Origin of the sequence: Corynebacterium sp. KPL2850, assembly GCF_040225855.1 — a bacterium.
Classification (GTDB): domain Bacteria; phylum Actinomycetota; class Actinomycetes; order Mycobacteriales; family Mycobacteriaceae; genus Corynebacterium.
On sequence record NZ_JBEHFV010000014.1, the window covers coordinates 17,618 to 31,699 of the forward strand.

The following is a 14,082-nucleotide window of genomic DNA, read 5'->3' on the forward strand; positions in this document are numbered from 1 at the left end:
AAAGGAACGGTCCTCCAATGAACACTAGGCCCCAGGGTCAGAGCTTTTCGATATGGAAAGTAGACGCGTAGGAAGATTTGGAGTTTTTCTCGTGGCAAAGCACCGTCGTCAGGGCACTGTAAATACCCGTCGTATCGCATCTACTGCAGCCATCGCTGCAACCGCAGCTGTCGCCGCCCCAGGCGTCGCTCAGGCTGCCGAGGTCGTTGTTCCTAATACCGACTACCGTTTCGAGGTTGCCGGTCTGGAAAACGTCCCGAACATTGACCAGGTCCCAAACATTGACAAGTACGTCCCCTCCTTGGGCCAGGTTTCCAACCAGGGTGGCGACAACTTCGTCGCTGCTGCAGAGCAGCAGGCTGCTCCGGCGCCGTCTACCGTTGGTCAGAAGGCTCTGGAAGCTGCACGCTCCGTCCTCGGCTCGCCGTACGTTTACGGCGCTGCTGGCCCTAACGCTTTCGACTGCTCCGGCTTGACCAGCTGGGCATACTCCCAGGCTGGCGTTCAGATTCCGCGTACCTCCCAGGCTCAGGCCGCTGGCGGTACCCCTGTTTCCTTGGACCAGCTCCAGCCTGGTGACATCATTTCCTACTACGGTGGCGCTTCCCACGTCGGTATCTACACCGGCAACGGCACCATCATCGACGCGCTTAACTCCGGCACCCCTGTGCAGGAGCGCGACTTGAACTACATGCCGATTAACAACGCTGTGCGTTTCTAATTGGCAGTGAGATGACATGCCCTTCCCTTTGCGCAAAAAGGGGGAGGGTTTTGTTGTGCAACGGTGGCTAAAACCCGCTATAGTAAATTCGATTTTTGAAAATTTTGAGTTGAAGGTCTTCTCGTGTCTAAACGTGTGCTCCCAGCTGCTGCATTAACCGCAGTCCTCGCCGTCACTTCTTTTTCTGGCATCCCGCAAGTTATCGCGCAAGAGGCGGAACCGAACCAAGAATCTACCTCTGAAAACGTAGACGATCTGGTGGATCGCGTCGGAGAGGTCGCTCGTAAGGTCTCGGCCAAGAATGAGGAAGTCAAAGAGCTAGAAGATAAGCTCGCGGCTAAGGAAGAAGAGGTCGCTCAGGCGGAGCAAGACGCTGCTGAGGCCCAAGAACGCGTACACGACGCGCAGGGAGATGTCTCTACGCAGCAAGGCCGCGTGGACGATTTGGCACAGTCTCGTTACCGGGGAGACTCCCGTTCTGCTGTCTCAGGTGCTCTGGCCGCAGAAGACCCAGCAGACGCCGTAGAGCGCATGGGGTACTTGGGCGCGCTTTCACGCAAGGCGCAACGCACCCTCGATGCCAAGGCGGATGCCGCCTCAACGGCTGAAGCGGTTCAGCAAGAAGCCGCTGACGCTGCGAAAAAGGTGCGCGAGGAAAAGAAGGACCTCGAAAAGCAGCGCGATGAGCTGGTAAAGCAAAAGGATGCGTTGGAGGAGCAGCAGGCCGACATCGAAGCTCAGGTGGATGCGCTGAGCGATGAGCAGCGGGAGGCCTGGGAAGGACAATTCGGTGGCACGGATAAGCCGGATTTCGACTTGGGAGAGATCGCCGATGGCGCTAGCTCTGCGGCTCTGTCCAAGTTGGGCTCGCCCTACGGCTGGGGTTCTGCCGGCCCGAACCAGTTCGACTGCTCTGGCCTGATGTATTGGGCATACCAGCAGATTGGAAAGACCATTCCGCGCACCTCGCAGGCACAAATTTCCGGTGGTACGTCCGTGCCGGTTGACCAGCTGCAGCCTGGCGATATCGTGGGCTACTACCCAGGAGTTACCCACGTTGGTATGTACATTGGCAACGGCCAGGTAGTACACGCCTCGACCTACGGCGTGCCGGTGCAGGTCGTACCGCTTAACTCGATGCCTATTTCGGGGACTGCACGATTCTAAGTGGCCCGCATACTGCTGGTAACGAATGACTTTCCTCCCAAAGTCGGAGGAATTCAGTCCTACCTGCGGGACTACCTAGAAGCGCTCGACCCAGACGATGTCGTAGTATTCGCTTCAACCCAAGAGCCGCCCGAGGACTATGACGCCTCGGTCGCCTATAAAGTCATTCGGTGGCCACACCGCGTGATGCTGCCCACCCCGGCAACCACACGCCGCATGCAGGAGATTATCCGGCAAGAATCCATTGACATTGTGTGGTTTGGTGCGGCAGCACCGCTGGCGCTCATGGGCAAGGCCGCGCGCCAAGCAGGGGCGCGCCGCGTGGTGGCAACGACGCATGGCCACGAGGTGGGCTGGTCTATGGTCCCGCTGGCCCGGCAGTGCCTGCGGTTGATAGGAAATAACGCCGACGTCATTACATATATCTCGAGTTACACTCTGCGGCGCCTGCGCGGGCCTTTTGGCCCACACCCAGAGTGGGCTCATTTGCCTTCTGGGGTCAGCCTTGGAACGCTTTCTCCCGTAACCCCTGCCCAGCGCGCAGCAGCGAAGGCGGAGTTCGGGGTGAGCGGGCCTACCATCGTCTGCATTTCCCGGTTAGTCCCGCGCAAGGGCCAAGACCAATTATTGCGGGCAATGCCGCAGGTCAGAGAAGAATTTCCCGATGCGCAGCTGATGTTGATTGGGCGCGGGCGTTATCACGATGCTTTACAAGAATTGGCGGAGATGTATTGCCCCGATGCGGTGATTCAGCCGGCCCCCAGCATTGAAACCGCGCTTCATGCTGCGGATATTTTTGCCATGCCAGCTCGCACCCGCGGCAGAGGCTTGGACGTGGAGGGCCTGGGAATTGTCTACTTAGAGGCACAAGCATGCGGGGTCCCGGTTGTTGCAGGTGATTCTGGGGGAGCACCGGAGACTGTTACGGAGGAGACGGGGATCGTCGTCAAGGGCGCGTCCGTTGATGAGCTCGTGGATGCTTTGAAAGCGCTCTTGCGCTCGCCAGAAATGCGTACTCGTATGGGGCAGGCGGGTCGCAGGCACGTCGAAAAGCACTGGAGCTGGGAGATCATGGGGCAACGGCTGAGAAAGCTTATGGCTTGATGTGACCCTGGCCCGGTTGTCGGTATATTCTGATATCCATGCTTGAAAACAACTCCGCCGATCTTACTATCGGCTTCGATGTCGGTGGCACCAATGTGCGCGGTGGAGTAATTACTCGAGACGGGGAAATCCTCGCGAGTCGCACTATGCCAACCTCGGGGGACCCGCGCCAACTTGATGATGACTTGGTGGCAATCGTCGAGGAGCTGCGCGCCGAATATCCCGTGGGCGCGGTGGGCCTTGCCGTTGCAGGATTTTTGGATCCAGAGTGTGAGACCGTCCGCTTCGCCCCGCACCTACCGTGGCGGAATGCGCCCGTCCGGAAAAATCTCGCGGAGCGCTTGGGGCTGCACGTCCGGCTGGAGCATGATGCCAATTCCGCAGCTTGGGGAGAATGGCGTTTTGGCGCGGGGCGTGGCGCGAAGGATTGGGTATTTTTTGCGGTCGGCACCGGCATCGGCGCTACCTTGATGACCCAAGACACCATCTATCGCGGCGCGTTTGGAACGGCTCCGGAATTTGGCCATATCGTTGTGGTGCCGAATGGCAGGCAGTGCTCGTGTGGCAAACGGGGCTGCTTGGAGCGCTATGCCTCTGGCACGGCCCTGCCGGATACCGCGCGCGAACTGCGGTCAGACTATGAGACCTCCTTGCCGCCGTATCCCACCGGTGAGCAGGTTGCACGCGCGGCGCGTGGGGGAGACCCACTCGGTATTGCGGTAATGGAGAACTTTGGGCAGTGGTTGGGTCAAGGCCTATCCATCGTGGCTGATGTGCTCGATCCAGAGCTCATTGTAATTGGCGGCGGGGTGTCCCAAGACGCAGATATGTACTTAGAGGAAGCCACCGCGGCCATGAGCCGGGATATCGTCGGTGCTGGGCATCGTCCCCTTGCTCGCGTTGCAACCGCGGAATTGGGCTCGGCAGCAGGTATGATTGGCGTAGCTGACCTGGCCCGCCGCGGCCACTAGAATGAGCGAAGGACGAGCTGGAGATGAAAAACAAATGGTACTGGGCGTTTAAGCACATCTTTTTCGGTCCCGCCCTGCGTGTATGGAACCGCCCTTGGTCAGAAGGGATGGAAAAAATCCCTGCTGAGGGACCCGCGATTTTGGTGTCTAACCATCAAGCGGTGATGGATTCCTTCTTCTTCCCCCTGCTGTGCCCGCGCCAAATTACTTTTTTGGCCAAGTCGGAGTATTTCACCACCCCCGGGCTCGTGGGCGGCATGCAGAAATGGTTCTTTAGCTCCGTCGGGCAAGTTCCCATCGAGCGGGATCATGAATCAGCCAGCCAGGCCATGCTCGAGACCGCGCGGAAAATTTTGGGGCGCGGTGATCTCTTTGGTATCTACCCAGAGGGCACGCGGTCCCCTGATGGACGTGTGTACAAGGGGCGTACCGGGATGGGGCGTATTGCCATGGAGACCAATCAGCCGGTGTATCCCATCGCCATGATCAATTCCCGCAAGGCTAACCCGATCGGCTCGTGGATTGTCCGTCCCGCCAAGGTGGGAGTGCGCGTGGGAGACCCCATTTACCCGCACGATTGGGCGCGCGAACACGGCATGGATCCGCAGCAGCACGAGACCATTCGCGCGTTCACGGACATGGTCATGGGGACATTAGCCGAGCTCTCCGGCAATCCCTATGTGGATGTCTATGCGGCTGATGTAAAGGAATCATTAAAGGCCGGCCACGGGTACCCCGCCGGTGCGGAGATTAAAGGGAGGTAATTGCAATTCCTCAGGCCCGCTTAGCGTGGCCGGATACCGCAAAAGGAATTTCTATCATCGGCGTGGTGCTCCTGCACATCACGCTGAAGGTGCCAGAGGCCGAACAAACGTGGCTAGCAACTCTCAATACCTTTCTCGACCCCCTGCGCCTTCCTCTGTTCTTTCTGGTCTCCGGCTACTTCTCTTATAAAGTCTTTCGTTATAGTTTCGCGGAGTTATTTACCCGCCGGCTCTGGTTTTTCCTCATCCCTTATTTGGTGTGGATGTCCGTGGAGCATATGACCAAACAGCTGGAATACCAGTGGGTTTTCGGTGACTCCTCCATGGGTATGACCGAGATGGTGCAAAATCTTTTGCTTGGTCATACGATGGCATGGTTTATCCACGCGCTCATTTTGTTCAATATATTTTTGTGGTGTGTGCGTGCCTTACCGGCGTGGGCAGGAATTGGACTGAGCTTTACTCCCGTGCTTTTTATTCCGTGGCAGGAACAATTTCAGTTTATTGGCAAAGCCATTATGTTCCTTCCCATCTTTGTAGGCGCCGCCTATCTTCGCGAGCCAATCACGCGTTTCGCCACTGCTGCAGAAGAGGTGTTCCACGGCTCGTGGAGCATGCGTAGTGTTGGAGCTTATGCCTCTGCCATCGGCGCTTATTGTGCAGGCCTGGCCCTGCGCCATGTGTGGGACGGCAACGATGCTGATGTTGCTTTTAACTGGCCCCTGCTGGGCGCGGACTTTTTGGGTTGGGGAGATATCAACCTATTAGTGCGCCTCGTGGAACAGACTCTGGAGGTGCCTGCGGGCATTATTGGGGCCGTGCTCATTAGCCATATTCCGTGGATTGCAGAAGGCGTGAAGTTCGTCGGACGGCACACGCTACCTATTTATCTGTCGCACCCTATTGGCTTGACCGTAGGCTATGGGTACTACATGGCGCATCACGATTATGTCGTGTCCTTGGCTGGAGCGTGGCCGCTGGAAAACACGTGGTTCTGGATCGGTATGTGCTTTATCTTTACGGCCATTTCTTCGCTGGCGCTGTGGGCACTGGGGAAGGTCCCTATCCTTGGCTGGACACTGGTTCCGCCGCGGATCGATCGGCGCCGCCCCGCCGTAGAGCCAATGGTAGCGAACAAACAACCAACAACACGGTAATAATGACGTAGTCATTGCCAACGATGTGCTGCCACCACGTCCAATCTAGTTCCTGGTCCTCGGTATGCGGAACTTGCCAGTGTCCGCGGGCAAATAGCGATAGCCAAGTGAGCGCGGCGAGGAACCAGCGGCGGCTCGCAACCAAGTAGACGCCTGCTAATACCAGCCAGGTGAAGTGGTGCGACCACGATACGGGGGAGCACAGTAGCGAAACGGATGCCGCCAGCAGCATGAGCACGACTTGATTGCCGTGGGAAAGGCGCTCCATGGCAAACCACACAATTGCGATGACGACGATCACGCCAATGAGCCACAGAGTTTCTGCGTTATCGGGGCTTAAGCGGGTAAACAGCCCGCGCAGGGACTGGTTGGCGCTATAGGCTAGGCCGCCGATGCGCTCGGAATCGCGCAAGGTGGAGGTCCAATACTCAATCGAGCTATGTGGATTGGCAACAAAGGCTATGAGGCCGGCGGCCACGAAGGAACCCAGGGTAGTAAAGAAGGCCTTCCATTCGCGGCGGACGAAGAATACGGCCAAAAAGACGGCGGGGGTTAGCTTGATGGCAATGGCGATGCCGGTCAGAACGCCGCGAGCCTTTTTCACCCAAAGCAAATCGATGACCACGAGTGCGGTTAGCAGGATGTTGATCTGGCCGAAGCTAAAAGTCTGTGTAATCGGCTCGGCCAGCATGGCGGCAAAAAGCGCCCAGGCCGTCCATTCCTGGCAGTTGAGGGAGCGCAATACCAGCGCAATGCAGACCCACAATGCGACTGCGGAGAGGATCGTGATCATCACGGCGGCAGTGGTAAGGGGGATCCACTGCAGCGGGGCGAAGAGCAGGGCCGCAAATGGTGGGTAGGTAAATGGCAGGGAAAAGTTGCGGTCGGTGCCTACGAAATAGTCGCGGTCATAAAGATCGCTGCCGAAGCCGGCACCACCTTCGCGGTAAACATCGAGGTCAATGTGGTAAAAGGCGCGAAAATCGCCGGAGAATAAGGCAGGAATATCGATAATCCACCACAGCGCCGCAAGCGCGGACAGGATTAAGGGGAGGGCGGTGGTCCACAGGGCTTTATTATCGGTTCTGCTCACCCGCAAAACTTTACAGTGGCGCGATCGCGGGGCCAATTTCCCGCGCCCATCGCTGCAGCGCTAGGCTTGGGAGACGTGCGTTACTTCTATGACACCGAATTTATCGAGGATGGCAAGACCATTGAATTGGTCTCCATCGGCATCGTCGGTGAAAACGGAAGTGAATATTATGCCGTATCGACGGATTTTGACCCGTCAAAGGCCAATTCATGGGTTAAGGAAAACGTGTTGGCCAAGCTGCCCAGCCCCCAGGATTCCGCATGGAAGCCGGCGCGCACCATTCGCACGGAAATCCTGGAGTTTCTCACGCGCAGTTCTACGCCTATTGAATTGTGGGCTTGGGTCGGTGCGTATGACCACGTGGTTTTGGCGCAGTTGTGGGGAGATATGGCGAGCTTGCCCAAGCGGCTGCCGCGCTATACCCGCGAGCTGAAGCAGCTATGGGAGTTCGCCGGCCGCCCCAGCTTGCCGGCCGTGCCTAGGGGCAATCACGATGCGCTTGTCGATGCCCGCCATAACCTCGCCAAATTCCGCGCCTGCACCGAGGTCTTGCCCTTGTCCAAGGGCAATAGAATCAATTTCTAGCATTTAACTACCAATCGACAGGCAGCAGATGGTTAAATGGAAGAGTGAGTTGGACAGTAGATATTCCGCAAAGTGTTCTGCCTGATCTTCCACCTTTGCCAGAGGGCATTGAGGAGGTCTTCCAGGACGTCATCAAGCGTGACGCAAAGCAACAGCCCAGTTGGGATCCCACCCAAGCCGATAACGTGCGCAAGATTCTCGAGTCGGTGCCGCCCATCGTGGTTGCCCCGGAGATTGAGAAGCTTAAGCGGCAGCTTGCCGATGTCGCACTAGGCAACGCCTTCCTCCTGCAAGGCGGCGATTGTGCCGAAACCTTTGAATCGAATACCGAACCGCATATTCGTGGCAACGTCAAGACCTTGCTGCAGATGGCCGTCGTTTTGACCTATGGCGCTTCCGTTCCAGTGGTGAAGTTAGGACGCATTGCTGGTCAGTATGCGAAGCCGCGTTCTTCTGATACGGACGCGAATGGCTTGTTGAATTACCGCGGGGACATTGTCAATGGCGTGGAACCCACCGATGAGGATCGCCGTCACGACCCGGCCCGCATGATCCGCGCCTACGCTAACTCTTCTGCGGCGATGAACTTGGTGCGCTCCCTGACCTCCTCTGGTACCGCTGATCTCTACCGCCTGCACGAATGGAACCGCGAGTTCGTCCGTAAATCGCGCGCCGGTGCCCGCTACCAAGACTTGGCCCGCGAGATCGAAAATGGCTTGAAGTTCATGAACGCCTGCGGCGTGCAGGACTCCACCTTGCACTCGGCGGAAATTTACTGTTCGCACGAGGCGCTGCTGAAGGATTACGAGCGTTCCATGCTGCGCTTAGGCCAGGACGATAATGGAGACACCAAGCTCTATGACCTGTCCGCGCACCAAGTGTGGATTGGTGAGCGCACTCGTGGCCTGGATGACTTCCACGTCAACTTTGCCGCCATGATCGGCAACCCCGTGGGCATCAAGCTCGGACCTGGTGCCACGCCTGAGCAGGCCGTGGAATATGCCGAAAAGCTGGATCCCAACCGCGAGCCCGGCCGCTTGACCATCATCTCCCGCATGGGGCACGACAAGGTCCGCAGTGTTTTGCCACCCATCATCAAGGCCGTCGAAGACTCCGGGCACACCGTGGTGTGGCAGTCCGACCCCATGCACGGCAATACCTTTACCTCGTCCAACGGGTACAAGACCCGCCACTTCGACAAGATCGTCGACGAGGTGCAGGGCTTCTTCGAGGTACACCGCGATTTGGGCACCCACCCGGGCGGCGTGCACCTCGAGTTCACCGGCGAAGATGTCACGGAATGCCTCGGCGGCGCCGAGGACATCACCGACCTGGATCTGCCGGGCCGCTACGAATCCGCCGTGGATCCGCGCCTGAACACGCAACAGTCCCTAGAGCTCTCCTTCCTCATCGCGGAGATGCTGCGGAACTAGTTCCCTCTAGACCCAGAGGGAAGGGGTTCCTTCGTAATAGGAGGAACCAAACCACCACCCGCTGATAGCGACCGCACCGGTTGCCACCACCACTGCGAGGAGAAAGACCAGCAGTGAGGCTGGATGGCGATTGGTTAGTGGCCGCTCAGCGGGTTCTTCTTCTGCCGCCTGCGCCGGGGGCTGCGCTGCTGCCGCGCCCACGCCCGCAGCCGGCGCTGGGGCGGGGACAGGCGCCGGGGCCGGCCCCGGGTAATCGTCCACGGGCGCCTTGGGTACGTCGAGGCGCGTTTCAAAGTCCGGCTGCTGCGGATCCGGCTCGGGAGGAATGACCTCGGTGGGCCCGCCGTCCAAGTGCTCGGTGGCGCCCTGCGGGATGGTCCGCGTGGGCTCAAATACATCCGTGGCGCCGATGCCGGAATAGTCAGTGGGCGTTTGCGCGGTGCGCGCAGCAGCGGCATTGCGGGGGACCGGGATGGTGACCGTGGGCAGATCCAATTCCCGGCAAATATCCTCGAGGGCATCTAAAAATTCCCCGGCATCGGCAAAGCGCTCGCGGGGATCGCGGGCAGTGGCGGTGGCCACGAGGGCATCAACAAGCTTGGGTACGTCCTCACCCCGTGTGGATGGGGCGGGAACATCCGCGTATAGGCGTGCGGTAGCGTGCGCGATCGGGGTATCCCCGGAGAAGGGCACGGTTCCAGTCAGGAGTTCAAAAAGTACAATTCCTGCGGAGTACACGTCGGTGGCGGGGGTTATGTCCTCACCGGTGACCTGTTCCGGCGCCAAATACGAGACGGTGCCGACGATCATATTCGAGGTCGCCTGCGCATTCCTCGCACGCACCAAGCCGAAATCGCCCAATTTCACCCGGTGATGAGAGGTAATGAGCACGTTATCCGGCTTAATATCGCGGTGGATAAGCCCCGTCGAGTGCACCTCGGTCAATCCTTGGAGCACGCTGCGCAGCGTCGATAATGCGGCGGGGACGGTAAGCGGGCCGCCTTCGGCAAGCAGCTCGCGCAAGGTGCCGCCATCGATAAGCTCCATGATGAGGTAGATGGGCTCGCCATCGGCGGAAAAATCATGAATGGCCACGAGGTTGGGGTGCTGCAATCGCGCCATCGCGCGGGCCTCGCGGGAAAAGCGCTTGATAAAAACTGGGTCATCGTCATAACGCTCATCCATGACCTTTGCGGCCACTTGGCGGCCCAAACGCATATCCACGCAGCGATAGACGGTAGACATACCGCCGCGGGCGATGGGGCGATCGATGCGGTAACGGTCTTCCAACACGTCACCAATTTCCAACCTAGTCATACCTCCCAGTATGGCCGATCCCCTAGGCAGCGTTAAAGTAGGTGGCGTGACTAATGCAGAAAATTCCCTGAATTCCTTATTGGCCGGCGAAGAGCTGCTCAGCATGCAGCAGGTGGCAGACAAGCTGGGTCTTCCCATTACGCGCGCTTATGACCTGCTCCAGGACCGCAAATTCATTGTTTGGGACTCACCCGAAGGCAAGCGCGTGCCGCTCGCATTTTTCAATGATAAGGGGAGCATCGCCAAGCATGTCACGGCCGTTATTACCGTGCTTTCCGATGGCGGCTATGACGACGAAGAAATCCTGCGCCACCTTTTTACCGCAGATGTCTCCTTGCCAGGCCGGCCTATCGATGCCCTGCACGGACACCTTGCGCGCGAAGTTATTCGGCGGGCACAGGCGTCTGCTTTTTAGCCCTGCGCCTAGGGCGTTGAGGGCCTTTGGGACCAACGCCATCGAACATCCACTGCGTTGCGGACCAAGACAATACGATGACGCCAATGACCCAGAACCAGTTATAGAGCTGGTGGTTGCCGTCGCCGGAAAAGCTCAAGCTAATAAATAGCGCTACGCCAGAAGTAAACTTCAGCAGCCACAGCGGCGGGCGGAAGGTGCCCATAAGCGTGAAGATGGAGGCGTAGTACCACGGCAGAGTCACTGAGTTGAAGACGAAGGCAACCTGGTAGGCCGCCGCGGTGCCCATAATCGCATCGCGGGCCGTATGCCGGCTTAGCCACCATACGATGACCAATCCGATGAGCATGCATACCATCGCGATCGTGCGCAGAACCCCCAAAATGGCGTTATAAGAGGCGTCAGGGTCAAAAATGTGGACCGCTGGGACGATGATGTCCGCGGCCAATGTCGGGCCCGCCAAGGGGTTAATCACCTTGGAGTTTCCGCTTACTTGGGAAAGCCAGCCCCAAGAGGTGCCAGAGGCCCAGGTAATAAGCGCCACTGAGGCGATGATTTCCACGGCCGCGATGACACCTGAGCAGAAGAAGACCACCGCCGTGCGCACCGCGGTAGAACCCTTGGGCGCGTAGCGGTGCAGCATGAGCCAAACGATGAAGGGGGCGGCAAAGATCGCGGTAGCCTTCATCGCCACCGCCGTGCCGACTAACAGCAGCGCGGCGTGGAAGCGCTGGTGCAGCGCGGCCAAAAGCCCCAAGGACACCAAGCCAACCATGAGGGATTCATTGTGCATGCCACCGATAAGATGCAAGATGATGAGCGGGTTGGCAACGCCGATCCACAGCGCGACCGCCGGATCCGCGCCGAGCTTTCGGGCGATGCGTGGTACCGTCCACGCAATGAGGACAAAGCCTGACAGGGAAAGCAGCTTATAGATGATGATCCCGGCGGTGACGTTATCGCCCACGACAGTGGTGATGATCTTGCCAATCCACAGGTGCAGCGGCCCGTACGGGGTGGTGGTATTGCGCCAATCTTGTGAGACTTCTAGCAGGAAAGGCCCCGGGTTGACGGCGGCGCCCTCGGTATACGGGTCGAACCCATCGCGGACCATGGCGCCCTGCATGAGGTAGGAATACACGTCCCGCGAAGCCACGGGGCCTGCGAAAAGCAGCGGGGTCACCCATGCGATAAGGATGCGTTGTAACTCGCGCACTCCTCCCTCCGGGCTCGGGTTCTTAAGCTGCCGGCGAATAATCATGCGCCCGGCAAGCACCCAGGCGGCGGCGAGGAGGAAAATGCCTACCCAATACAGCACCAACCCGAGGTTGCGCCCGTGACCATACGACAAAAAGCCGATATTGAGCGCTTCGAGCACGCCGCCGCGATTGCGAGTCGAGCCGCCGGAAAAGGACGAGAAAAGGAGCACGCACGAGGCCACGAGGCCCAGCGGGAGCGCGCGGGGGACTGGCAGGGAATAGGTTTTGGCCACAATAATCCCTACTTTTGGCGCGTCGTTGCCTGAATTGCTAGGTGCTCTAGCGTTTCCGTGATCTGCGGGTCCACGTTCGCCGCACGCAAATGAGCCAACCCGGATTCCGTCAACGCGGTAATGCGGCGCTCAATCTCATCGGGGGCGCCGGAATCCGCAATGATTTGGGATAGGCGCAGCAAGTCCTGCGGATCCGAAGTGCGGCCAATGAATTTCCGCAGGGTAGCGGCGGCGCTGGGATCGCGTTCATCGGCGCGCTGGAGCGCTAGGGCGAGAAGCTCCGTGCGCTTGCCTTCCCGCAGATCGTCGCCGGCGGGCTTGCCAGTGATCGCAGGATCCCCAAAGACCCCAAGTTGGTCATCGCGCAGCTGATAGGCAATGCCGATATCGTGCCCATAACCGCGGAAAGCCGAGATTAACTCTTCGCTCGCACCCGCGATGGCAGCGCCCAAATGCAGGGGCCGCTCGATGGTATAAGCTGCGGTTTTATAGCGATTGACGGAATTGCTCAGCGTTACCGATTCGGAACCGGCTGCCTCGAGGGAAATATCGAGCAATTGGCCACCCAAAACCTCGGTGCGCATTCCCCGCCAGGGCTTGCGCGCACGCTGCAAAGCCTCCGAGCTAAGCCCAGAATCCTGAAACATATCCTCGGCATAGACCAGCGCAAAATCACCCACCAAGATGGCGACGGACGTGCCAAAGAACTCCGGATCCCCTAAGAAATCGGATTCACGGTGGAGGCGCTCTGCTTCCCGATGCACCGTCGGTTTCCCGCGCCGGGTATTCGACGCGTCAATGATGTCATCGTGAATAAGTGCGCAAGCTTGGATGAACTCCAGCGAGGACGCCGCGCGCAGCATGGCCTCAGGGGATTCCGAACCGCGGCCTGCGGCGAGGTAACCCGCCCACGCATACATGGGGCGCACCCTTTTTCCGCCGTCGAGGACGAACGATTCCAAGACGCTCATGGCGGAACTGACCGGGGCGCCAATCTCTGCCACGTGATCCCGGCGCTGGTCCAAGAAGATGGCTAATTTTTCGCGCACCGCGCCGGGGATATCCGCAAGCTCAGGAATATTCGTCATAGTCACATCTCCACACGATACCGCCTAGCGCCAAGAAGAAATAACGCAGGTTTATAGTGGCAGGCTCACTCCCAAAATGGCGAAAGGCCGGGGATCTGCGGGGTAGCGATGGTGGCGCACGACATCAAAGAAACCCACGGAGCGGTAGAGGCGAAAAGCCCCGTTGGCTTCCTGTGGCGCTTCCGGCGTTGACAATAAGCCGTAGTGGGCAGGGATATTCCATAGCAAACCTTTTAGTAGCTGCCTACCTAAACCGTGTCCTTGAAAAGACGGCAACACGTGTACTTCAGCCACCTCAAAGTAGCTGCGCAGCATGCGCCATTCGGACTCCGTTGGGCCGCCATTGCGGCGCAGGGCGCGGCGCAGTTCGGAATCCCACCAGCTATCCGGGGACCCCAAAAATCCATATGCCACACCCACGACGCCGTTGTCATGCGTGGCGATAAGCGCTGTAAACCCTGGGCGCATGGAATCCGTCCGCCAATGGTCAACACTGCGCGAAAACGTGACCGGGTCATAGCCCATTGCCTCGATGTAGATCTCCACGAGCTGAGGAGACAACATTGAGAACTCTTGCGGGGTTAAGCGGCGGATTTCGAAACTCACAGTATCTATCACACCAGATACGTGCGGCTACCGGCGGACGAGGGTGGGGTGGGGTTATTCAGTCGAACAAGGAAAAAGTTCGAACAATGTTCGATATACGTGGGGTTATGGCTGGTGAAACTCTTGATTAATTCGAACAGGTGAACTATAATAGAAGCTAGATGTCCGG

At 58.6% G+C, this 14,082-nt stretch carries 14 protein-coding genes; 9 read left to right on the plus strand and 5 right to left on the minus strand.

The window, feature by feature from the left end; translation table 11 throughout:
* The first annotated feature begins 91 nt into the window (after positions 1-91).
* From ABRP93_RS06155 to ABRP93_RS06180, 6 genes are all read left to right on the plus strand, one after another.
* Positions 92-721 (plus strand): C40 family peptidase, encoded by a 630-nt coding sequence (locus ABRP93_RS06155; RefSeq protein ID WP_023023120.1) that lies wholly within the window; start codon positions 92-94, stop codon positions 719-721.
* A gap of 123 nt (positions 722-844) precedes the next feature.
* Positions 845-1,888, plus strand: a complete 1,044-nt coding sequence (locus ABRP93_RS06160; RefSeq protein WP_349887295.1) for a C40 family peptidase — start codon at positions 845-847, stop codon at positions 1,886-1,888.
* On the plus strand, positions 1,889-2,992 hold the full coding sequence (locus ABRP93_RS06165) for a glycosyltransferase family 4 protein (protein WP_023023116.1): 1,104 nt from the start codon (positions 1,889-1,891) through the stop codon (positions 2,990-2,992).
* A gap of 38 nt (positions 2,993-3,030) precedes the next feature.
* Positions 3,031-3,963: an ROK family protein gene (locus tag ABRP93_RS06170; RefSeq protein ID WP_023023114.1), complete on the plus strand. Its 933-nt coding sequence runs from the start codon at positions 3,031-3,033 to the stop codon at positions 3,961-3,963.
* Between the two features lie 23 nt (positions 3,964-3,986).
* Entirely contained in the window at positions 3,987-4,727 is a 741-nt protein-coding gene (locus ABRP93_RS06175) for a lysophospholipid acyltransferase family protein (RefSeq protein WP_023023112.1), read from the plus strand.
* Positions 4,728-4,789: 62 nt separating this feature from the next.
* Complete coding sequence (locus tag ABRP93_RS06180) at positions 4,790-5,884, plus strand: acyltransferase family protein (RefSeq protein WP_023023110.1); 1,095 nt, start codon at positions 4,790-4,792, stop codon at positions 5,882-5,884.
* Here ABRP93_RS06180 and ABRP93_RS06185 read toward each other — a convergent pair.
* Positions 5,790-6,977 carry a glycosyltransferase 87 family protein gene (locus ABRP93_RS06185; protein ID WP_349887297.1) on the minus strand — a complete coding sequence of 396 codons (1,188 nt, stop codon included), beginning with the start codon at positions 6,975-6,977 and terminating at the stop codon, positions 5,790-5,792. The genes ABRP93_RS06180 and ABRP93_RS06185 overlap by 95 nt on opposite strands.
* Before the next feature lie 75 nt (positions 6,978-7,052).
* Between ABRP93_RS06185 and ABRP93_RS06190 the strand changes: the two genes are divergently transcribed.
* Both ABRP93_RS06190 and ABRP93_RS06195 read left to right on the plus strand, forming a co-directional pair.
* Complete coding sequence (locus ABRP93_RS06190) at positions 7,053-7,562, plus strand: polyadenylate-specific 3'-exoribonuclease AS (protein ID WP_023023106.1); 510 nt, start codon at positions 7,053-7,055, stop codon at positions 7,560-7,562.
* A 44-nt stretch (positions 7,563-7,606) separates the two neighbouring features.
* Complete coding sequence (locus tag ABRP93_RS06195; protein ID WP_023023104.1) at positions 7,607-8,995, plus strand: class II 3-deoxy-7-phosphoheptulonate synthase; 1,389 nt, start codon at positions 7,607-7,609, stop codon at positions 8,993-8,995.
* A 6-nt stretch (positions 8,996-9,001) separates the two neighbouring features.
* Here the strand turns inward: ABRP93_RS06195 and ABRP93_RS06200 are convergent, their stop codons facing one another.
* On the minus strand, positions 9,002-10,312 hold the full coding sequence (locus ABRP93_RS06200) for a serine/threonine-protein kinase (protein ID WP_023023102.1): 1,311 nt from the start codon (positions 10,310-10,312) through the stop codon (positions 9,002-9,004).
* A 10-nt stretch (positions 10,313-10,322) separates the two neighbouring features.
* Between ABRP93_RS06200 and ABRP93_RS06205 the strand changes: the two genes are divergently transcribed.
* Positions 10,323-10,727, plus strand: coding sequence for an Rv2175c family DNA-binding protein (locus ABRP93_RS06205; RefSeq protein ID WP_023023100.1), 405 nt, complete (start codon positions 10,323-10,325; stop codon positions 10,725-10,727).
* Here the strand turns inward: ABRP93_RS06205 and ABRP93_RS06210 are convergent.
* From ABRP93_RS06210 to ABRP93_RS06220, 3 genes are read right to left on the minus strand one after another with little or no spacing between them, the layout of a single operon-like run.
* Entirely contained in the window at positions 10,696-12,219 is a 1,524-nt protein-coding gene (locus ABRP93_RS06210) for an alpha-(1->6)-mannopyranosyltransferase A (protein ID WP_023023098.1), read from the minus strand. The two genes, ABRP93_RS06205 and ABRP93_RS06210, sit on opposite strands and share 32 nt — an antisense overlap.
* An 8-nt stretch (positions 12,220-12,227) precedes the next feature.
* Entirely contained in the window at positions 12,228-13,307 is a 1,080-nt protein-coding gene (locus ABRP93_RS06215; RefSeq protein WP_023023096.1) for a polyprenyl synthetase family protein, read from the minus strand.
* A gap of 51 nt (positions 13,308-13,358) precedes the next feature.
* Complete coding sequence (locus tag ABRP93_RS06220; protein WP_034659110.1) at positions 13,359-13,913, minus strand: GNAT family N-acetyltransferase; 555 nt, start codon at positions 13,911-13,913, stop codon at positions 13,359-13,361.
* Positions 13,914-14,082 lie beyond the last annotated feature (169 nt).